This window comes from Pararhodobacter sp. (assembly GCF_036802785.1).
In the GTDB taxonomy this organism is placed as follows: Bacteria; Pseudomonadota; Alphaproteobacteria; order Rhodobacterales; family Rhodobacteraceae; genus Pararhodobacter.
This window is the reverse complement of sequence record NZ_DAIRVN010000018.1, coordinates 1-20,408: the sequence shown is the minus strand read 5'-3', so window position 1 is coordinate 20,408 and position 20,408 is coordinate 1. Positions and strand designations below refer to the sequence as shown.

At 64.0% G+C, this 20,408-nt stretch carries 22 protein-coding genes and 1 tRNA gene; 16 read left to right on the top strand and 7 right to left on the bottom strand.

Annotation, left to right across the window (positions count from 1 at the left end; all coding sequences use genetic code 11):
- Positions 1–254 precede the first annotated feature (254 nt).
- The 3 genes from V7Q53_RS08560 (at position 255) to V7Q53_RS08550 (ending at position 2,382) form a co-directional block, all read left to right on the top strand.
- Positions 255–1,172, top strand: coding sequence for an HAD-IIA family hydrolase (locus V7Q53_RS08560; RefSeq protein WP_333828116.1), 918 nt, complete (start codon positions 255–257; stop codon positions 1,170–1,172).
- 213 nt (positions 1,173–1,385) lie between these two features.
- Positions 1,386–1,799 (top strand): hypothetical protein, encoded by a 414-nt coding sequence (locus tag V7Q53_RS08555; RefSeq protein WP_333828115.1) that lies wholly within the window; start codon positions 1,386–1,388, stop codon positions 1,797–1,799.
- Between the two features lie 37 nt (positions 1,800–1,836).
- Complete coding sequence (locus tag V7Q53_RS08550; protein WP_333828114.1) at positions 1,837–2,382, top strand: hypothetical protein; 546 nt, start codon at positions 1,837–1,839, stop codon at positions 2,380–2,382.
- Positions 2,383–2,413: 31 nt separating this feature from the next.
- Here the strand turns inward: V7Q53_RS08550 and V7Q53_RS08545 are convergent, their stop codons facing one another.
- The 7 genes from V7Q53_RS08545 to V7Q53_RS08515 form a co-directional block, all read right to left on the bottom strand.
- Entirely contained in the window at positions 2,414–2,809 is a 396-nt protein-coding gene (locus V7Q53_RS08545) for a hypothetical protein (protein ID WP_333828113.1), read from the bottom strand.
- Between the two features lie 225 nt (positions 2,810–3,034).
- A complete protein-coding gene (locus V7Q53_RS08540) occupies positions 3,035–5,689 on the bottom strand; it encodes a glycosyltransferase (RefSeq protein ID WP_333828112.1) in 2,655 nt (884 codons plus the stop codon).
- Between the two features lie 30 nt (positions 5,690–5,719).
- The gene (locus V7Q53_RS08535; RefSeq protein WP_333828111.1) at positions 5,720–6,841 is read right to left on the bottom strand and encodes a hypothetical protein; all 1,122 of its coding nucleotides are present in this window, start codon (positions 6,839–6,841) and stop codon (positions 5,720–5,722) included.
- A gap of 72 nt (positions 6,842–6,913) precedes the next feature.
- Entirely contained in the window at positions 6,914–8,050 is a 1,137-nt protein-coding gene (locus tag V7Q53_RS08530) for a hypothetical protein (RefSeq protein WP_333828110.1), read from the bottom strand.
- Positions 8,051–8,199: 149 nt separating this feature from the next.
- Positions 8,200–9,549 carry an ATP-grasp fold amidoligase family protein gene (locus V7Q53_RS08525; protein WP_333828109.1) on the bottom strand — a complete coding sequence of 450 codons (1,350 nt, stop codon included), beginning with the start codon at positions 9,547–9,549 and terminating at the stop codon, positions 8,200–8,202.
- The gene (locus V7Q53_RS08520; RefSeq protein ID WP_333828108.1) at positions 9,542–12,241 is read right to left on the bottom strand and encodes a glycosyltransferase; all 2,700 of its coding nucleotides are present in this window, start codon (positions 12,239–12,241) and stop codon (positions 9,542–9,544) included. The genes V7Q53_RS08525 and V7Q53_RS08520 overlap by 8 nt, the downstream gene beginning before the upstream one ends.
- Positions 12,242–12,440: 199 nt before the next feature.
- Positions 12,441–12,515 (bottom strand) — tRNA-Thr (locus tag V7Q53_RS08515).
- Positions 12,516–12,604: 89 nt separating this feature from the next.
- Here V7Q53_RS08515 and V7Q53_RS08510 point away from each other — a divergent pair.
- The 13 genes from V7Q53_RS08510 to V7Q53_RS08450 all read left to right on the top strand — a co-directional run bounded on the left by V7Q53_RS08510 (position 12,605) and on the right by V7Q53_RS08450 (position 20,077).
- Positions 12,605–12,796, top strand: coding sequence for a hypothetical protein (locus V7Q53_RS08510; RefSeq protein WP_442954424.1), 192 nt, complete (start codon positions 12,605–12,607; stop codon positions 12,794–12,796).
- Positions 12,789–13,280 carry a DUF2948 family protein gene (locus V7Q53_RS08505; protein WP_333828107.1) on the top strand — a complete coding sequence of 164 codons (492 nt, stop codon included), beginning with the start codon at positions 12,789–12,791 and terminating at the stop codon, positions 13,278–13,280. The genes V7Q53_RS08510 and V7Q53_RS08505 overlap by 8 nt, the downstream gene beginning before the upstream one ends.
- A gap of 86 nt (positions 13,281–13,366) precedes the next feature.
- The gene (gene hisD, locus V7Q53_RS08500) at positions 13,367–14,677 is read left to right on the top strand and encodes a histidinol dehydrogenase (protein ID WP_333828106.1); all 1,311 of its coding nucleotides are present in this window, start codon (positions 13,367–13,369) and stop codon (positions 14,675–14,677) included.
- Positions 14,674–14,994, top strand: coding sequence for a SemiSWEET family sugar transporter (locus V7Q53_RS08495; RefSeq protein WP_333828105.1), 321 nt, complete (start codon positions 14,674–14,676; stop codon positions 14,992–14,994). The genes hisD and V7Q53_RS08495 overlap by 4 nt, the downstream gene beginning before the upstream one ends.
- 162 nt (positions 14,995–15,156) lie before the next feature.
- Positions 15,157–15,636 carry a UPF0262 family protein gene (locus V7Q53_RS08490; RefSeq protein ID WP_333828104.1) on the top strand — a complete coding sequence of 160 codons (480 nt, stop codon included), beginning with the start codon at positions 15,157–15,159 and terminating at the stop codon, positions 15,634–15,636.
- 1 nt (position 15,637) lies between these two features.
- Positions 15,638–16,105, top strand: coding sequence for an arsenate-mycothiol transferase ArsC (locus tag V7Q53_RS08485; protein ID WP_333828103.1), 468 nt, complete (start codon positions 15,638–15,640; stop codon positions 16,103–16,105).
- Positions 16,102–16,515, top strand: coding sequence for a ketosteroid isomerase-related protein (locus V7Q53_RS08480; protein ID WP_333828102.1), 414 nt, complete (start codon positions 16,102–16,104; stop codon positions 16,513–16,515). Before V7Q53_RS08485 ends, V7Q53_RS08480 begins: the two co-directional genes overlap by 4 nt.
- Positions 16,512–17,102 (top strand): GNAT family N-acetyltransferase, encoded by a 591-nt coding sequence (locus V7Q53_RS08475; protein WP_333828101.1) that lies wholly within the window; start codon positions 16,512–16,514, stop codon positions 17,100–17,102. Before V7Q53_RS08480 ends, V7Q53_RS08475 begins: the two co-directional genes overlap by 4 nt.
- The gene (locus V7Q53_RS08470) at positions 17,099–17,992 is read left to right on the top strand and encodes a carbon-nitrogen hydrolase family protein (RefSeq protein ID WP_333828100.1); all 894 of its coding nucleotides are present in this window, start codon (positions 17,099–17,101) and stop codon (positions 17,990–17,992) included. Before V7Q53_RS08475 ends, V7Q53_RS08470 begins: the two co-directional genes overlap by 4 nt.
- A 69-nt stretch (positions 17,993–18,061) precedes the next feature.
- A complete protein-coding gene (gene infA / locus V7Q53_RS08465) occupies positions 18,062–18,280 on the top strand; it encodes a translation initiation factor IF-1 (protein ID WP_333828099.1) in 219 nt (72 codons plus the stop codon).
- Positions 18,280–18,849, top strand: a complete 570-nt coding sequence (locus tag V7Q53_RS08460; protein WP_333828098.1) for a Maf family protein — start codon at positions 18,280–18,282, stop codon at positions 18,847–18,849. The genes infA and V7Q53_RS08460 overlap by 1 nt, the downstream gene beginning before the upstream one ends.
- The gene (locus tag V7Q53_RS08455) at positions 18,846–19,880 is read left to right on the top strand and encodes a ribonuclease E/G (RefSeq protein WP_333828097.1); all 1,035 of its coding nucleotides are present in this window, start codon (positions 18,846–18,848) and stop codon (positions 19,878–19,880) included. Before V7Q53_RS08460 ends, V7Q53_RS08455 begins: the two co-directional genes overlap by 4 nt.
- Positions 19,877–20,077, top strand: a complete 201-nt coding sequence (locus V7Q53_RS08450; protein ID WP_333828096.1) for a DNA gyrase inhibitor YacG — start codon at positions 19,877–19,879, stop codon at positions 20,075–20,077. Before V7Q53_RS08455 ends, V7Q53_RS08450 begins: the two co-directional genes overlap by 4 nt.
- Positions 20,078–20,408 lie beyond the last annotated feature (331 nt).

Genomic DNA, 20,408 nt, shown 5'->3' with positions numbered 1-20,408 from the left:
GTCCCTGTTGCTGGCGGTTGGGTCGACAGGCGATTTTTTATCTTACGGTCAAATTGATGACATGAAAGCAGGCCTGCTCCAAGCGATTCGTGCCACGGCAGTGCCGGGCGGGCGACCGGGTGATGCACCGCCGATCAAAAAAGATCAAGAAGACGGCGGAAAGGGGCGGCACTGGGCAAACTATCGGCAATGCTTGCAAATTGCGCGCCTGAGCCCCAGAAAGTGCCGCATCATCCTTTGGCCGGAGCGCGCCCTTGACCCTGCATGCTGCCTTTCCCCGTGTCGGTCTGGACTGGGCCTTTCAGCGCTATGAAACCCTGCGCGCGCGCCTGCCGCAGGCCGGGTTTCCGGCGGCGCCCCGGATGGTGGCCGATCTGTCCGAGGTGTTTGAGCGCTTTGATGCCTTTGTGCTGGACGCTTTCGGAGTGCTCAACATCGGCGAGACGGCGATTGACGGCGCGGTTGAGCGGGTTGCGCAGATGCGCGACCTTGGCAAGCGGGTGGTGGTGCTGACCAACGGCGCCAGTTATCCGCGCGAAACCGCGCTGGCGAAATACGCGCGTCTGGGGTTTGATTTCACGGCAGATGAGGTTGTCGCCAGCCGCGATCTGGCCGGTGAAGCGCTGGCGGGGCGTGGCGGGCTCTGGGCCGCAATCACCGCGCCGGGGGCGAGCTTTGATGACCTTCCCGCGCGGGTGGAGGCGCTGGAGGGGGATGCGGCATTGCTGCGCCACGCCGACGGCTTTCTGTTCCTCGGATCAGAGGGCTGGACGCCTGAACGGCAGGCGGCGCTGGAGGCTGCCCTGTGCGCCAAGCCCCGCCCGGTGCTTGTGGCCAACCCTGACATCGTCGCCCCGCGCGAGGACGGGCTGACGCTGGAGCCCGGCCATTTCGCCCATGACCTGCCGGGACATGACGGCCCGCTGGCCCCGGCCTTCTACGGCAAGCCCTTTGGCGGGGCGTTCGGGGCGGCGCTGGCGCGGCTGGGAGATGTGCCGCGCGAGCGGGTGGCGATGGTGGGCGATACGCTGCATACCGACGTGCTGGGCGGGCGCGCGGCGGGGCTGGGGACGGTTCTGATTGCCCGGCACGGGCTGTTTTGTGGCGTTGATCCGGCGGTTTACATCGCGCGCTCCGGGATTGTGCCGGACATCATCGCCACGACGACCTGACAGGAACCCGCAGCGCGGGCGGCCCCTGGACCTGAGCTTTGGGCGACGTAAGCGCCCCGCAAGGGCAGGCGGTATTGCGCCGTAAGTGGATTTTCGCCCATGGCCCCAGCACCCTTTTTGCGAATCGCCGCAATCAAGATAGCATAGGGGGCCAATAACAGGTGCGGCCCCGGCAGGGGGGACCGCCCGGCAACGGCAGAAAGCACACAGGCAATGCAAGTCATCCTTCACAAGACCCCGTTGTTACCCTTGGCAAAGGCGCCGCCTTCTTTCGGGCTGACGCTGGGCGACAGTGTCGATCTGCGCGCCGATACGAAGGGAACAGTTACGGCGCTGTTCTGGCGCAAGGGATTCTGGCTGCCGCTGATCGGGCAGCGCGGTCGGCTGGTGCCCATTGGCCAGCTGGCACCCGAAGCGGCCGAGCTGATCGCGCCCGCGCTGCGCCAGGGCGCAGACCTGCGTGTGCGGGTTGTCGAAATCTGCCCCGCGCATATGAGCGCCCGAGGGCAGGATGCCATCTGCGTCTCGGTCTGGGGTGACCATGACCGTTTGGCGCAGGCCCGCGAACGCGACGCGATGTTTGTTCACACGCACGCCTCGGAGGCGCGGGAACCCGCTGCCTCGTGATCTTCGGTTGATACCGCGACTGTGCAGGAGAAACTGAATGCGCACCGATAACAGCGGACAAGACGAGCGTTTTCTGCACGTCGATCTGCCGCAGCAACGCCAGAGCAAAACGCTTGTTCGCCCGGAAGGGAAGCAATCGCATGGCGGCGCTTCAGTGAACGGCGGCACCAGGCGGCCGCTGCTCAGGGCTGCCGATGAAGGAGGCGGCAGGAAAGCCGATGTGGCAGCGATGGTGCAGCTTGAGCTGGACTTTGAGCGCGCGGTGGCGGGCTGCCGCCAGATCGCGGCGTTCCGGCGCAACGCCGCCACATGGGAGCTGTTTTTGCTGCTCGCGCTGAACCACGGCAAGTCCGGGATGGGAATTCATGAGACAGTCGATCAGATCCAGTGCAGCGCGCTGGGGCAATCTGCCCTGCTCAAGTTCATCCAGCAGCAGCGTGACGTCGGGACCATTCTGGTTACACCCAGTGCCGACAAGCGCAGCAAGGCCTCCCTCAGCCTGAGTGCGCCGATTATGCAGCGGCTTGAAATGCTGTTCGCGCAGCGCACCCGGCTTCAGATCGCGGCTACAGCGCGGATCTGAACCAAGGCCGGGAAGGCATGTTATGCGGGGGTCAGCCTTGCGCGGAAAGGGCGTTGTCACTTTGCTGTCGCGCACGGCCTGCCCGCGAAAGCTGGTGGTTGCGCAGCGACAACAGCGCGTTCAGTTCATCCAGAACGGCATCATCGGGGCGCACGCTCCACTGGCTGCGCTTCGCGTGCGTTTCAAACAGCAAAAGCCCGTCTTCGCGCCGTTCGCGCATGAATTTCAGCAGGGCGCTGTCGCTCAGGTAGTCGGAATGAACCCGTTTCGCCAGCTTGTAGAGCCCGGCTGAACCGGCATCCTCTTCCGAGGCCAGCAGCATCAGCAGCTCCCAGGTGGTTGCGTTCCGGCGAAACACGGAAAGGCGCTCAGAGTTGGAAATCCGGCGCTCATGATCCAGCTCGATTTGCAGGGCATCCACGATCATGTGAAAAGCCCTCCGCAACCGGATTCAAGAAAAGGACGCCGAATTGCCATCGGAGCCCGGAAGGGTGCGATGTGTTTCAAGAGAATATCCGCCTCGACTTATTTGACTTCAGCAATAACGCCGCAAAGCGGGATAAGTTGCATCGTCGCGTGAAGTTTTATGAACTTTTTGCTAAAGTCAGACACTGAAATGACAAAGCCGGATCTGCTCCGCTCCGGCGCCGCCTTACTGCACCGAGATACCAAGCGCACGCAGACGGGCGGCGTGGGTTTCGTGGCTGAAACGGCGGCTGACAAAGTCCTGCGCGCGGGTGATCTGGGCGGTCAGCGCGACCGGGTCTGCCATCAGCCGCCGGGCCATCGCAAGCGCCGTCTGCGGGGTGGCGTAAAGCGCCGCATCCTCAAACAGCGGGCGATACATCTCCGGCAGGATCACCGGGCGGCCGGTGGCCATGGCCTCGATAATGGTGCGGCCAAAGCTTTCGACCCAGTCAGGATGGGCGAAATAGATGAAAACGTCGATGCTGGCCAGAAACGCGCGCGGATGCAGTGCCCCGAACGGATGCACCACCCAGTTGGATGGCAGAGCGCCCAGAACCGCTGCCGGGGCTGTTGCGCCGCCCAGAACATGCACTTCCACATCCTTGTCTGCCGGATAGGCGGCAAGAATATCGTCGCGCGTGGCGGGCCATTTATGGGCATGGTCGCGCGAATGCCGCCCGATGCGCAGCGGCGCATCCGGGCTGCGGGCGCGGGGCGGGCTGGCCCAGCCGCGCAGGTCGATGATGTTGTGCCAGTCTTCATCAGACAGGCGGATATGCGCCAACTGATCGGCGTGGTGGCGGTGCAGCGCCTCGCGCACCAGGGGGCCGATGGGATGCCAGAACGCATCCTTGCCGAACTGGTGGCGGATATTGGCGGCGCAACGCGCCAGCGTGTACCGCTCCACCCCTTTGGCGGAATAGTCGCTCATCGGCGGCTGGTTGACGATGACCCTGATCTCGCGCGCGTCGATCCGCGGCAGGTAGCGCTGGCGGTGTTGCAGCACCGGCGGATAGCGCAGGATCAGCAGATCGCAGCGGATATCCTCGCCATAGGTCAGATGCTGGATGGTCTCACCGTCGATCAGGGCGCGCACCTCATCCAGCATATGGGTCTTCAGGTCCTGCTCAAAAAGGTCATAGCGGAACATCTCCACCAGCCCCAGCGGCAGGCCGCGCTCCTTGCAGAAGCGGATTTCTTCAAGGCAGGATTGCACGCTGCCGCCGAGCATCCGGTAGTCCGAGGCCATGACCACCGGCAGATACCGCGGCCCCGCGCGCCGCCCAGGCCGCATGAGGGCGGGCACGGGGAAGGGGCGGGGGCCGGGGTCGCCGTCATAGCGCAGGGTATCGGCATAGGCGTGGTGATAGGCCTGCGCATCCTGATAGGCCTTGCGCGCACCGAAGGGGAAGCCGTTGATGCCCAGATAGGGGTCAGCGATGATGGAGCTGTCGGAGTCGCGCTGAAATGCCAGCGGGCCGGACGGCAGATGCACCACCGCGCCCGCGCCGAACAGGCGCTGAATGCGGCGGATCAGTTCATTATCGGCGGCAAAGCGCACAGTATCCCAATACCCCAGCGCCTCATGCACCGGGGCGCGGCGAAACAGGAAGGACGAGGTGTTGGTGAAGATCACCACGCCCTCGCCGGTCCAGCGGGTAAAGCTGAGGTCATCGCGGGCGCGGGCCTGTTCGGTGGTGCAGCCGATGACCTGCGGGTTCGCCTCCAGATAGCGCATCTGGGTTTCAATCCGCAGCGGATGCGCCCAGTCATCGGCATCCTGCAGCGTGACAAACGTGCCGCGCGCCAGATCAAGCCCATGGTTGCGCGCGACATAGGCGCCGGCGTTCTGTGGCATGCGGATGACCCGGATGCGGGGGTCGGCCTGCGCGAAGGACCGGGCGACCTGCAGCGTGGCGTCGGTGGGGCTGCAATCATCCATAACGATGATGTCGAGGTTCTGCCAGCTCTGCTCCTGAAGCGAGCGCAGGGTGGCGGGCAGGGTTTCCGCCGCGTCATAGGCCGCGACCAGAACGCTGACCAGCGGCCCGTCGGTCACCGGCGTGGCCGGTGCGGCCATGGTCAGCCGGTCATAGGCCGAGGGGGCGGGGCTATCGGTCAGCGCCAGCGGCGGGATGGCGAACCGGGCCAGCGCGGTGTTGATCGTGGCCAGCCGTGCCTGCGCCGTTGTGTGGAAATTGCCGTGCACCAGCAGCGCATCGGCTGACAGCGCCCCCGCCAGCGCGCCCCGGCGAAAGGCGGCGCGGGCGGCGGTGCCCTCGCCCAGATGGTGGAGGCACAGCAGTTCAAGCGTCAGAAGCGCGCCCAGAAGCTTCAGGTCAGCGGTGCCGGAACGGGCGGTTTCAAGATGCTCCAGCGCCTTGCGATAGCCCGAAGGGGATTTGTCGCGCATGTGCCATTGCGCCAGTTCATGCGCGGCCCGCACCTGCGCACCGGGCGCGCCTTGCGCGGCGATCCGCGCCACTTCTGCCAGTGGCTTGCCATTGAAGCCCAGCGTCAGCAGGCAGCCGCGCAGCAGGTCCAGCCGCGCCAGAGCGGCGTCAGGAAGGGGCAGGGGCGCAATGCCCCGTTCCTGCCCGTGGCGCAGGAAATGCACGACCGGGTTCAGCCCGCTTTGCGCGGCCGCGGGGCAGGAGGTCAGGTAGTGGCGGGTGCTGAATCCGGGGCCGGGGTCACGGCCCATCGCCCCGCCCAGATCGGTGAAATGGCGCAGCGGGTCAAGCCCGGCGCGTGCCACTTCCGGATAGGTTTTCAGATACCAGTGCGCATCAAACAGGCCCGACCTGGCGATCAGTCCGCGCTGGACGGCATGTTCCATCTGCATCACCCGAAGTTCGGCCCGCTGGGTTTACGGGCTTTTCGCCTTGCTGCGCCTGACCGGCTTTTTCGCTTGCATCCGGGCAGGCGCGGCTTCCGCGCCCGGCGTCGGCGTCGGCGTCGGCGTCGGCGCCGTGACAGGGTCAGGCAACGAAGCCGCGACGGGGGCGGAACCTTCGCGCCGCGCGCTCAGATCCATGAATTCGCGCATCAGCTGCAACTGGGCCTCGACGCGCAGGAATTCAGCCTCCAGCTTTTTGCGGTGCGCCGCCGCGCGCGCAAGGTCATCCTGCAGGCGGGCGTTCTGGCTTTGCAGCACTTCCACCATCTCGGTTTGCGCCTTGAGTGTCTGTTTATCGGCGACGGATGACGCGCGCATCGTCTCGCGTTCTTCGGTCTGCTTGGTCAGGCGCGCTTCCAGTGCGTCAATCTTCTGCTGGTGCTGCCTCGCGTTATCCTCCGCCTGCTTGCGGGCAGCGACGCTTTCTTCAAGGGTGGTCTCAAGCCGCTTGAACTTGATGAAAAGCGGATCAAGCCGGAACCAGACGGCAGGAAAATCCGGGTCGGTGGAAAGGTTGCTTTCCGAGCGGTAGCCCGAGTCGGCAAGCGCCTTGCTCAGCGCATCAAAGCTGCTGGCCCCTTCATAGAGGGCCAAAGCCCCGGCGCGCAGGATGATATGGGCGAACCGCTCAGAAGCGGGAAGCGCCAGCGCCATGTCAACGATCTGCCCCTCCATGCCGGGCGCATCAATGATCAGCGCGTTCTTCTCGGACGGATCCACGCCCGCGCGCGTCATGACCGTTGCCAGCGGCAGCGTATCGACGGGTGTGGTAACCGTTTGGGCCATGCCGGGAAACAGATCGCTCAGCGCCGGAAGCGGCGCCTTCAGGCTGGAGAGGGCGGGAAAGTTGAACTGGCGCAGCTTCGCCTGCCCCTCGTCCGGGGCGATGGCAAGCGCCATGATTGTGCAGCGCGCATCCGTAGCGGCCTTGCGCAGCATGGCCACCGCCGCCGGGCCGGGTTCGATCAGGACGATGCGGCGGGCCTGAGTGGCGAGCAGCTCGGGCAGATCAAGCCCGCTGCCCGCGCCCAGATGAACGACCGTGCCAAGCTGGGAAAGCTTCTTGAGCGGATCAACAAACGATTTCGGCATTCACGTCTTTCCTCATCAGGCAATCGCGGTGCGCACTGTGGCGAGGCGCGGTCTGGCACTGCGCCCGGCGGCTCATTGCCCGCGCCGCAGCGCCGCGCTCAGCCAGCGCAGGGGGGCTGTCATACGGTAGGATTTCGAGCTGTAGAAGGCCGCGATTTCAGCCTCCTGTGCCCGGCGTGTCGCGTCAGCCTCTGCCAGCCGCTGCGTCAGAAGCGCGACCTCGCCGCCCCTGTCCTGCACCGCGCGCCTGAGGTCTTCGGCCTCGGCCTCAAGCTTTTCAAGGGCAAGGCTACGCTCGTTCAGGGCGCTCAGGCTCTGCTCGGCCAGCGTGGCCTGTTCCCGGCTTTCTTCGGTGTGGCGACGTTGCTGCGCGCTCAGGTCCTGTTGCAACGTTCCGGCCCGCGCTTCGGCGGTTTTCAGCGCCTGCTCCAGCTGCCGGATCTGCGCCTCACCGCTTTCAAGCCCCTGGCGCAACTGCACAAGCTGGGCAGATTTCCGCTCCAGCTCATCGCGGTTGGTGCTGACAGTTTCCTGCAGAGTCAGGAGTTCGGCGAGAATGCTGTCATGCTCTTCCTGACGGGCGGTGAGGCTGGCCTTGTATTGCTCGACCTCACGCAACACCTTGTTCTCGCGCTCAATGGCGTGGCGCAGGGTGGTGAATTCGTCCTGCGCGCTCTGCAGGTTGACGGGTTTGCCTTCGCCGCCCTGACTGCTGGCGACCAGCTCTCCGGCCAGCGCTGCGGCCCGGGCATCACGCGCCAGAACCGCCTGCCCGACAAGGCGAAGCAACGCCGAGCTCTGCTCATCCTCAGCGGGCGGGTCAAGCGGGGTGCCCAGAAGCGCCTGCGCCCGGTCCGGATCGGCGAAAAGGGTGATGTCGTCGATCAGCGCCAGCCTGCGGCGGTTGCGGCGCAGAAGGTCCACCAGCGCGCCGGTGCGCTTTGTCCAGCCCTCCAGCGCCTTTTTGGCCACAGTCCCGCTTTCCAGCGCCCGGCCGATGTCGATATCGGGCTGCATGAACACCACCACCATCCGCGCCTGCGGATCGGCCTGTGCCGCATGTTCCAGCGCCTCAAGGCTCTCGACACAGGTAAGCCCCGCCACGTCCTTGAGAATGCCGCTCAGCGCGTCTGCGCGTGCAGGGTGGGGGATATCGGTGAAAACCAGAATATCTGACCCTGTCCCGCCTGCATTCATGTTGTCGCTCAAACCAGCCTCCACCGTGTCTGCACTGTAGCCCTATAACGACCAGAGGCCGCTGCGTCATCATTTTCTGAGCCAGCTATGCCCTTGACTGCAGAGGCTCTGGAGTTTCCGAAAGCCTCAGATCCCTCTTGAGAAATGTCCGGAACCAAGGTTCAGCCACTCAATATCTGGGACTTCGCAGCCTTATGGGCCACAAGAAAGGCGTTGTACTCTTCAAATGCCTTGCCCTTCAGAAGGTCAGCCATCAATCGCCCTCGTGCCTCAGCGTAACACCGTCCTAGCCGAGCATCAGTAGGCGCATCAAAACCCTGAAAATTTCCCGGTTTCGGTGTAAATTCTCCAAAGACCGGCCCTTCAGCAGACTTGAGGAAATCTATCCGCATGAACGGGATAGGAACCTTCAGACTGATTTTCTCTGCCAATTCGATGTATTCCGCAGGAACGCCGGTTCCTTCGAATGCCCGGTCCTCATAGCGGCCTGTCCGAACACTGTGCCCGTCTCGATTGTAATAGCAAATCCGGGTGGGTAAGCGTGTCGCTTCTTGAACCAGCGCCACTTCTCCATAAAAAGTCAGCATTTTCAAATCGTTTGGAAGGAAACCATCTTCGTTCAAGATGAGTTCTTCAACCATCCAGCTGTCCGGGCGGCCGAGCTTATCGGGAATCTTCTTTGCATCCTCAATAAACTCTGCGAAGGAGCTAAGTGCGGTGTTCGCTCCCAGGTTGTAAATCGCGTCGTTCGACAGAAAAGAATAAACGCCTTTGGAACTTGCGGCGCGCGAAGGTTTCACCACAATCCCTTGCCTAGGGCGCACTTCGGCAAGGGAAACCCCATTTTGATATGTGTTCGGAACACGCAGCCCCAACAGACGCGCAAATGCTTGTCCATTGGTCTTGTCGTCCAGAAGTGCTTCGGCTGATTTCGTACCCGCGCGCGACATCGCAGAGTTCATGACTTTCTGAGACCATGCTTCACAAGCGAATGAGCATGTGAAATCCTTCAGCGCAAACGGAAGTATTTTCTGCCTCTGAACCAGTGGCTCCCCCAGAAAACGCGACGGTATATGTTGCGCCAGATGTTTCAGATCGTCTGCCCTGCTTTTGGGAATATGGGCCATGATTTCACGAAACTGTTGCTCGAGGTCAACATATTCGAGGGTCAAAACCGATGCGCGCTTGAGGCCCGCATCCAGAAGTACTTCGGCCATTGCAGCCGAATCCGAAGTCTTGACGATCTGGAAGTCGGCATAGGCGCAGGGCTGTGCCTTGCTAATCACGCAGTCCGTAATATCCGCTTCGAACATTTGTATATCAGCAAGCACCTGCCTGACTTGCTGCGGCGGGCCCTCGAAATGGGCTTGCACATGTCCCGCCCTCCGGTTGCGAACCCAGCCGAAAACTTTGCGCTGATTGGCGGCGTGACGAACGCGCGCGCGAAATCCGACGCCCTGAACCGTGCCGTACAGTGTGACAAGGAACGCGATTGTTGTGGTGTCAGTCATAGGTGTTGCTTGCCTTATGTTTCACCCCAAGACCAGCCAGCCGCCGCGCATGCATCGCATAGCTGTAATGCTCCTCCAGATAATCCGACGCCTTTTTCACCTGCGCGTCATAGGCGGCAGGGTTGGCGCAGAGCTGGCGGGCGGTGTCGATGGCGGTTTGTGGGGTGGCGTAGAGGGCGCGGTCGCCGAAGAGAGGGCGGTGGCTTTCCGGCAGGATGACCGGGACGCCGACCGCCATGGCTTCCAGCACATTGCGCGGGAAGGATTCCACCCAGTCGGGATGGGCGAAGAAGATGAACACATCCAGCCCCGCCAGAAAATCCCTGGGCGGCAGCTTGTTGAAGCCATGCACGACCCAGTTCGCAGGCATATGCCCGATCATCGCCTCAGCCGTGTCAGCGCCGCCCAGAATATGCACCTCGATATCCGTGGCCTCGGGGTAGATGGCCAGCAGGTCTTCGCGGGTGCTGGGCCATTTCACGAAATTGTCGCGCGCATGGCGGCCGATGCGCAGCTTGCCGCCGGTGCCCGGCGTGTGGGCCGGGCGGCGCCAGTCGGGCAGGTGGATGATGTTGTCCCAGTTATCAGGCGAGAGGGTGATGTGCTTCAGCTCATCGCCGTGGTGGGTCAGGATCGCCTCGCGGACCATCGGGCCGTTGGGGTGCCATGTGGCGTCCTTGCCGAAGTAGTGGCGCAGATTGCTGGCGCAACGCTCAAACTGGTAACGGCGGATGCCGGTTTTCGTGTAGTCGCTCATTGGCGGCTGGTTGATCACCACGCGGATTTCTGCCGCGTTGATGGTGGGCAGGTAGCGGTGGCGGTATTGGAGGATTGGCGTATAACGCAGGAGCAGAAGATCGCAGGAGACTTCTTCGCCATAGGTCAGGATCTGGACCTGATCGCCGTCGATCTCGGCGCGGACCTCAGGCAGCATGTCCGGACGAGTCCGGTCACCCAGATCATAGCGATACATCTCGAACAGGCCCACGCGGTAACCCGCAGCCTTGGCAGCCCGTATCTCCTGAAGGCAGGAGGCGACGCTCCCACCAAACATGCGGAAATCCGAGGCGATGATCACCGGAAAATGCCGTTTGGCGGGCAGTTTGTGCTTGTCCGGCCGCATGATGGCGGGAATCGGGAAGCGCCGCTTCGCCGGGTCCTTCTCATAGCGCAGATCTTCATGGGTGCGATGATACTGGCTTTGCGCGTCAAAATATTCCTTGCGCGCACCGAACAGGAAGCCGTTTATCCCCAGCGCATCATCGGCAACGATGGAGCTTCCGGAATCGCGCTGGAACGCCAGCGGGCCGGATTTGATGTCTACCACGGCCTGTTTCCCGAACACCTTTTTCATGCGCCGGACCAGTTCGTTATCGGCGGAGAAGCGGGCGGTATCCCAGTAGCCCAGTTTCTCACGCATCGGCGCACGGCGGAACATGAAGGACGAGGTGTTGGTGATGATGAAATGGCCCATACCCGTCCAGCGCGTGAAGCCCAGATCGGGGTTGACGCGCGCCTGCTGGGTGGTGCAGCCCATCACCGCCTCATTGTCGATCAGGAAGCGCGCCTGCGTTTCAATCCGCAGCGGATGCGCCCAGTCATCGGCATCATGCAGGGTGACAAAATCGCCGGTCGCCAGATCCAGCCCTTCGTTGCGCGCGATATAGGCGCCGCCGTTCTCGGCCATCCGCACCAGCCGGATACGCGGATCACCCGCCGCGATCCCCTCGACCACGGCGCAGGTGTTGTCGGGGCTGCAATCATCCAGAACGATGATCTCCAGGTTTTTCCACGTCTGCTCCTGCAGCGCGCGCAAAGCCGTGCCGATGGTATCCGCGCAATCATAGGCCGCGATCAGCACCGTGACCTTGGGCATGCCGGTGCCGGAAACGGCGGGCAGGGATTGCGCAAGGGTCAGGCGGTCATAGGCGGTACGCCCGTCATCGGGCAGAAGCGCCATTTCGGGGAGGGCGTAGCGGCGCAGAACAAGGTTCATCCGCAGCAGACGGTCTTCGGGCCGGTCAAAGAAATTGGTCCAGGCCAGTAGCACATCGGCTGAAACCCGCCCGTCCATGCCGCCTTGCCGGAACCGCTCTGCCGCCTCTTCCCGGCGGCCCAGATACAGAAGGCACAGCAGCTCCATCACCAGCAGGCGGCTTTTGCGCGCAAGGTCCGGGCCGTTCTGATGGGCGAGGGCGATGTATTCCAGCGCGGCCTCATAGCCCTTGGCCGATTTGCGGCGCATGTTCCACAGCGCGAGTTCATGCGCGGCAACAAGGCGCTCGGCCGGTGTTTCACCTTGCCCGGCAAAGTGCTTCAGTTCGTTTTCTGCGCGCGAGGTCAGACCGAAGCTCAGCAGTTTCTGGCGCACGGCCCTGATCGGTTCGGGTGAGCCGCCAGCGCCCGTATCGGCACGGGTGCGCCGCCCCTCCTTCATGCCAAAGAGGATGTAATGTGCCAGCGGGTTAAGCCCGCTTTGCGCGACATCGGGGTAGGTTGCGCAGTAATACCGCGTGTCAAACCCGCTGCGCGGGTTGCGGCCCATCTCGGCACCCAGCCGCAGATAATGCTCTGCCGCTGACAGACCGCTGCCTGCGACATCCGGGTAAGTATTGGCGTACCAGCCACCATGAACCTGCCCCGACCCTGCAATCAGCTGCAACTGCTCATCGAGACTCATCGAAATCGCCATGCTACCAACCTGCTTACTGTCACGCTGAAGCTGGTACTCAAGTGACCGGCAAATGTAAATCCGGCGCGGCCCTTCCGCGCGGTAGGCCATGCGCACGCTTTGGTTGTCTGATCCGGCGCGGATGGGGAGCAGCCGCGAAAACCCGGCCCGGCGTGGCCTGACGGGTGATCACTGAAGGGCAGGACTGGGCGGAAAAGGATGGTGCTGTGAGAGAGGATTGAACTCTCGACCTCACCCTTACCAAGGGTGTGCTCTACCACTGAGCTACCACAGCATCGTCTCCGGGCGGCTGGATAGACGCAATTCAAACCCCGCGCAAGGGTAATCTGGACGGTTTTTCAACCTTGCGCTAAGACAGGCAGCATGAACATGCCGAACACCCCGACACGCCCTGCCGGCCGCCGTGCCACAAATCCGCCTGAAAAGGCGGGGCAGGTCCGCGATGAGCGGCTGAAGGCAGCGCTCAAGGCCAATCTGGCGCGTCGCAAGGCGCAGGCGCGTGCGCGCAGCCAGGACAAGAACCCTGACAAGGAAGGAACGCCCGACCATGGCTGATGCCCGGTTCGAGGATGGACAGGAGCGCCCGCTGCGGCTGATCGCCCGCGACAGCGAGGATCTGAAGGTGGTCTCGGCGCTGGTGCAGGATGCGGTGCTGAGCGCGCAGGATCTGAGCTACAGCGCCCGCCAGCGCCGCTTTTCGCTGCTGCTCAACCGTTTCCGCTGGGAAGACCGTGCGGCAGCGCAATCTGCCGGGCGCGCCTTTGAGCGGGTGCGCGCGGTGCTGGATTTCGCCGATGTCACCCGCGTGGCGCATCAGGGGCTGGACAGGCGCGACCCTGACACGGTTCTGTCGTTGCTGGCGGTGGAATTCTCCGCCACCGATGGCAGCGATTCGGCAAGCCCCGGCCGTGTGCTGCTGACCTTCGCCGGTGACGGGGCGATTGCGCTGGATGTGGGTTGCCTTGATGCCATGCTGGCCGATGTGACCCGCCCCTATGCCGCGCCCTCGCGGCGCGCGCCGGAACATGGGCCGGACTGAATACAGCAACCTCTGATCACGGCAACCTCTGATCACGGCACCCTCTGAACGGCCCCCACCGACGGCCCCATCTACAGGAAACCACCATGCCCGCCCTTCTAGACAGCCGCGATGACGGTTTCGATACCGCGATCGCGGCCCTTCTCGGTGCCAAACGCGAAGAGGCGCAGGATGTCGATGACACCGTCGCCGCCATCATCGCCGATGTGCGTGCACGCGGCGATGACGCGGTCATCGAGTTGACCGCGCGCTTCGACCGGCTTGAACTGACGCCCGCAACGCTGGCTTTCAGCGCGGCGGAAATTGAGGCCGAATGCGCGCGCGTCCCGCCCGAAGACCGCATGGCGCTGGAACTGGCCGCTGAACGTATCCGCGCCTATCACATCCGCCAGCGCCCCGCCGATGCCCGCTGGACCGATCCGGAAGGCGCCAGTCTGGGCTGGCGCTGGTCTGCGGTGGCGGCGGCTGGGCTCTATGTGCCGGGGGGGCTGGCAAGCTATCCATCCTCGGTGCTGATGAACGCCATTCCGGCGCAGGTTGCCGGGGTTGAGAAGCTGGTGATCTGCGTTCCCACGCCGGATGGGGCGGTGAACCCGCTGGTGCTGCTGGCAGCGCGCATCGCGGGGGTGGAAACGATCTACCGGATCGGCGGCGCGCAGGCGATTGCGGCGATGGCCTATGGCACCGAAACCATCGCGCCGGTGGACAAGATCACCGGGCCGGGAAATGCTTTTGTCGCGGCGGCCAAGCGGCGGGTGTTCGGGCGGGTGGGGATCGACATGATCGCCGGACCCTCGGAAATTCTGGTGATCGGCGACGGCACCGGCGATCCGGACTGGATCGCGCTGGACCTGCTCAGCCAGGCCGAACATGACGAAAGCGCGCAGTCGATCCTGATCACCACCTCGAAGGATGAGGCACGCGCGGTCACGGTGGCAGTGGAAAAGCATCTGGAAACGCTGGAACGCCGTGCCATTGCCGGGGAAAGCTGGCGCACGCATGGCGCGGTGATCGTGGTGCGCGATCTGGCTGAGGCCGCGATGCTGTCAGACCGCTTTGCCCCGGAACATCTGGAACTGTGTGTTGATGACCCTGACGCGCTGTTGCCAAAAATCCGTCATGCGGGTGCGGTATTCCTTGGCCACTGGACGCCCGAAGCCATCGGCGATTACATCGGCGGGCCAAACCATGTTCTTCCCACCGCGCGTTCTGCGCGCTTTTCTTCGGGGCTCTCGGTGCTTGATTTCATGAAACGGACCACCATCGCCAGCATGACGCCGCAGGCGCTTGCGGCCATCGGGCCTGCTGCCGAACGGCTGGCGATCTCGGAAAGCCTGCAGGCGCACGGGCTGAGTGTGCGCGCCCGGCTTGACCGGCTGAACCGGGGGCAGGCATGAGCGATCCGGCGCTTTTCATCGGTTACGCGGCGGCGGGTTTGGGCACGGTCTGCTGGCTGCCGCAGACATGGAAGACATTGCGCACCCGCGCGGTGGCCGATCTGTCGTTGCCCACCAACCTGATCTTCTTGTGCGCGATCCTGCTGTGGCTGGCCTATGGGGTGATGCGCGTCGACATGCCGCTGATCGTGGCCAACGCCTTTTCGGCTGTCTGCATCGGGGCGATCGTGGTGGCCAAGCTGCTTTGGGGTCGCGCGCCGGTGACAGCGCCAGCCCCGGCGCGGGGTGAGCCGCCGGTGCCGGGCGGAGCGGCCTGAGATGGGGGCTTTGCCCCCTCTTGGCCTGCGGCCAATTCACCCCGAGCGTGTTTCCGGCAAGGTGATGGGGGGCAGGGCAGATCAGGCAGGGTGCAATTCGCGCCTTGATCCCCCCCGCGCGCTAAGGCATCAAACGGGACCGACCTTGCCGACGGACGCCCCATGAACCGTATCTGCCATATCGAGATCGACGATTCCGGCCTGCCTGCGCCCACGCCCGAAATGGAGCAGGAGCGCCGGGTGGCCGTCTTTGACCTGATCGAGGACAACAGCTTTGCCTTGCCGCCGCGCGATGACCGCCCGGTGCCGGAGGGGCCCTACCGCCTTGAACTGGCGATTCGCGAGAAACGTCTGGTCGTGGATATCGCGCAGGAGAGCGGCGACAAGGTGGCCGAATTCCACCTCAGCCTGGGGCCTTTCAAACAGGTGGTGAAGGATTACGATCAGATCTGCGCCAGCTATTTCGATGCCGTCAAACGCCTGCCGCCCAGCCAGATCGAAGCGATCGACATGGCGCGGCGCGGTATCCACAATGAGGGCGCGCGGGTGCTTCAGGAGCGGCTTGAGGGCAAGGCTGAAGTGGATATCGATACCGCGCGCCGCCTTTTCACCCTGATCTGCGTGCTTGATCGCGGGGGCTGATTTGGGTGCAGGTTTTCCCCAGTCCGTTCTGTTCTGCTGCGACCACAACGCCGTGCGCTCGCCCATGGCGGAGGCGCTGATGAAGCAATACTACGGCCAACGCGCCTATGTGCAGTCAGCCGGGGTGCATAGCGATCTGGAGATCGACGGTTTCGCCATCGCCGCCAGCGCCGAGATCGGCATCGAGCTGTCGCGCCACCGTTCGCGTAGTTTCGAGGAGATGGCGCAATGGGGCGACGACCTTTCCGGCTTTGATCTGATCGTCGCGCTGTCACCTGCCAGCCAGCGCGCCGCGCTGGAAATGACGCGCTATGCCCATATCGATGTCGAATACTGGCCGATCATGGACCCTTCCGGGCTGGGCGAAACCCGCGAGGCCAAGCTTTCGGCCTATCGCCAGACCCGCGACCAGATCCGCAGCCGCATGATTGCCCGTTTCGGGCCACCAACCGAGGACCAGACCCGATGACTGCCCAGAAAACCGCGCAAGACCTGATCGCCGCCTATTACACCGCCTTCAATGCCGGGGATGCCGAGGGGATGCTGGCATTGGTCAGCGACGATATCGAACACCATGTTAATCAGGGCGCTATCCGCAGGGGCCGCGCGAAATTTGCCGAATTCTGTGCGCATATGGGCGTCAGCTACCGCGAAGAGCTGAAGGATATCGTGATTTTCGCCAGCGAAGACGGCAGCCGGGGCGCGGCTGAATTTGTGGTGCATGGCGTGTATCTGAAAACTGATCCCGGCCTTCCGGAAGCGAAGGGGCAGCGCTATGTCCTGCCTGCGGGCAGTTTCTTTGCGTTTGCCGGTGGGAAGATCACCCGCGTGACGACCTATTACAACCTGCAGGACTGGGTTGATCAGGTTTCAGTATGACGCTGCGGGTTGAGGCCCTGACCGGGGCCGCGCTGGACGCGGTGCTTGATGAGGTGGCGCGGTTGCGCATCGCCGTGTTCCGCGCCTGGCCCTATCTGTATGACGGCGATGAAGCCTATGAGCGCCGGTATCTGCAGACCTACCGCGACAGCCCCGGGGCCGTGCTTGCCGGTGCCTTTGATGGCGCCTCTCTGGTCGGTGCTGCGACCGGCACACCGATGGAGGACCATGCCGGAGACTTCGCTGCGCCCTTTGCCGCGACCGGGCTGCCGCTGTCTGACATTTTCTATTGCGCCGAATCCGTGCTGCTGCCGGAATATCGCAGGAAAGGCGCCGGGCATCGGTTTTTTGACATTCGTGAGGCGCATGCGCGCGAAATAAGCAGGAAATATGTTGCGTTTTGTGGGGTCGTGCGCTCCGAGGACCACCCGCTCAGGCCCGCCTCCTATCGCCCGCTGGATGGCTTCTGGCGCAGCCGGGGGTATGCGCCGCTGCCCGGCGTGGTCGCTGAATTCCGCTGGAAGGACATCGGCCAGAGCGCCGAGACGGCCAAGCCCCTGCAATTCTGGATGAAGGAACTGACATGAGCGATCAGGTCACTATCGCCGCTGCCGCCTATCCGCTGGACTGGTTCGACAGTTTCGGGGCCTATGAGGCCAAAATTGCGCGCTGGGTGGCAGAAGCCGCGGGGCAGGGCGCCGCGCTTCTGGTCTTTCCGGAATATGGGGCGATGGAACTGGCCAGTCTGGGCGGCAAGGCCGTTGCCGCCGATCTGGAGGGTGCGCTGCGCGAGGTGGCGCGCCACCGCCCGGCGGTGGATGCGCTGCATGCGCGGCTGGCGGCGGCGCATGGGGTGCATATCCTCGGAGGCTCCGGCCCGGTCTATGCGGGCGAGCGACCGGTCAACCGCGCCACGCTTTACGGCCCCGACGGGGTGATCGGCCATCAGGACAAGCAGATGATGACCCGGTTCGAGCGTGAGGACTGGGATGTCGTCGCAGGCGCGGGGCTGACGCTTTTTGAGACCCCTCTGGGCAAGATCGGCGTTGTGATCTGCTATGACAGCGAATTTCCCCTGCTGTCGCGGCAACTGGCCGAGGCCGGATGCGAAATTCTGCTCGCGCCAAGCTGCACCGAAACCTGGGCCGGCTTTACCCGGGTCCGTGTGGGCGCGATGGCGCGGGCGCTGGAAAACCAGTGCGTGGCGGTGCATGCGCCGCTGGTCGGCAAGGCCGAATGGTGCGTGGGTGTCGAGGAAAACACTGGCCGCGCCGCACTTTACGGCCCGCCGGACCGGGGCTGGCCGGATACCGGCATTCTGGCCGAAGGGGGCGCTGACGTGCCGGGCTGGACGTTTGCCACCATTTCCCGCGCACAGATCGCGGAAACCCGGGCGGACGGCGTGGTTCTCAACCATCGTGACTGGGCGGAACAGGCGGAAAAGGTCGCTGTCCCGTTGGTGCAACTTAAATCTTGAACTTCTGCCCGTTAAGGTCCATCTAAACGGCGCCCGCGCCACTGCGGGAGAATTTTCAATGGAGTGACCATGGCCAAGGAAGAACTGCTCGAATTTCCCGGCGTCGTCAAGGAACTCCTGCCGAATGCGACGTTTCGGGTCGAGCTGGAGAACGGCCATGAGATCATCGCACATACGGCAGGCAAGATGCGCAAGAACCGCATCCGTGTTCTGGCAGGCGATCGCGTACAAGTTGCAATGAGCCCCTATGATCTGACCAAGGGCCGGATCAACTATCGCTTCAAGTGATGAAGCTTGTATTAGGCTCGGCCAGTCCGCGGCGGTTGGAATTGCTGGCGCAGATTGGTATCGTGCCCGATGACATCCGCCCCGCGGATATCGACGAGACCCCCGCACCCCGCGAATTGCCACGCCCCTATTGTGCCCGCATGGCGCTTGAAAAGGTGACGGCGGTGCCCCGGGGCGCTGATGAAATCGTGCTCTGCGCCGATACCACCGTGGCACTGGGCCGCCGCATTCTGGGCAAGCCCGCGGATGCTGCCGAGGCTGCGCAGTTTCTGATCGCGCTGGGCGGGCGGCGGCATTCGGTGATCACCGCTGTGGCGGTGCGCTGCGGCGAGCGCCTCTGGCAGCGCGAGGTGGTGACGGCTGTCAAGCTCAGCCGCCTTTCGGATGTTGAGCTGAACAGCTATCTTGAAAGCGGTGAATGGCGCGGCAAGGCGGGCGGCTACGGCATTCAGGGCCTCGCCGGAGCGCTTGTGCCGTGGATATCGGGCTCTTTCACCGGGGTTGTCGGCCTGCCGCTGGCGGAAACGGCGCATCTGTTGCAGGCGGCAGGGTATCGGAGGCGGGCATGAAGGGCGATGCGATCGTTCTGGGCGAGATTGAGGGACGCGAAGTGGCGGCCTTTCTGGTGGACGGACAGCTTGACGATCTGGCGCTGGCCTATGACGGGCTGGCGCCCGGTGCCATCCTGCGCGGCGTCGTGGGGCGGCCGGTCAAGGGGCTGGGCGGTGTGTTCATCGACCTGCCGGGCGGCGAGCGCGGCTTTCTGCGCCAGCCCAAGGGCCTTGCCCCCGGTCAGCGGGTGCTGGTGCAGGTCTCGGGCGTGACCGAGCCGGGCAAGGCGCTGCCGCTCAGCCTGCGGCTGATGTTCAAGAGCCGCTATGCGATTGTCACCCCCGGCGCGCCGGGCCTGAACATTTCGCGCGCTCTCCGCGACGAAGATCTGCGCGCTGAACTGACGGCGCTGGCGACGCAGGCGATGGCCGGGGCGGGGGCCGATCTGGGCCTGATCCTGCGCTCTGCCTGCGCCGATGCCGAACCGGACGAGATCGCCGCTGACGTCACACAGATGCGCGATCTGGCGCAGGCCGTGCTGGCGGACATCACCGGCCCGCCCGAGTTGCTGGTGGATGCGCCCGGCCCGCATGAACTGGCATGGCGCGACTGGGGCACGCCCGAGCTGATTGATGACAGCGCGGATGCGCTTGAGCATCACGGCGTGCGCGATCAGATCGACACCCTGCTGCGCGCTGAGGTTGCGCTGGGCGGCGGGGCCTCGATGGCGGTTGAACCGACACGCGCGCTGGTGGCAGTGGATGTGAACACCGGCGGCGATACCTCCCCCGCTGCCGGGCTGAAAGCCTGCATCGCCGCTGCCCGCGAACTGCCGCGCCAGCTGCGGCTTCGTGGCCTTGGCGGGCAGGTGGTGATTGATTTCGCACCCTGCCCGAAGAAGGACCGCCATGTGCTGGAACAAACCCTGCGCAAGGCTTTCCGCCCCGATGGCGTGGAAACCACGCTGGCAGGCTGGACGCCGCTTGGCAATTTTGAGCTTCAGCGCCGCCGCGACCGGCAGCCGCTGGCGTTGTGGGCGACGCCATGAATGCCCGCTGCCCCGTCTGCCGCAAGCCCGCCGCGCCGGAATATCGCCCCTTTTGCTCGCGCCGGTGCGCCGATGTCGATCTGGCGCACTGGCTGCGCGCCGATTATGCCCTTCCCGGCCGCGACGGCGAAGCGCTGGAGGTCGATGACGCTGCGGAAGACCCCTCCGATGGGAATGACGGCGCGCCCCGGCACTGAAGCATAGCGCAACACCGGGCGCAGGGTTTGCTCAGGGGAATGCGTCAGGGTGAAAGGCAAGGCTGAGCGCGTTTCAGTTCGGCGCGCCTCGGGCGGAAACAATCGCCAGAATTATCCCTGAAATACCAGATTCTCGCCACAATCAAGGCTTTCTGCTACCCCAATCGGCGTTTACCGAAAGGGCAGAGGGCCGGGAGTGGCCAGTGTTCAAGAGGTATCAGGATGACCCGGGATAATTCAAAAACCGAAACCGAAGAAGCCAAGACCCTGTCTGGTCCCGGCGCGCCTGAAGGCGGCCCTGACGGCATTGTTCACGGGACTGATGAGGGTG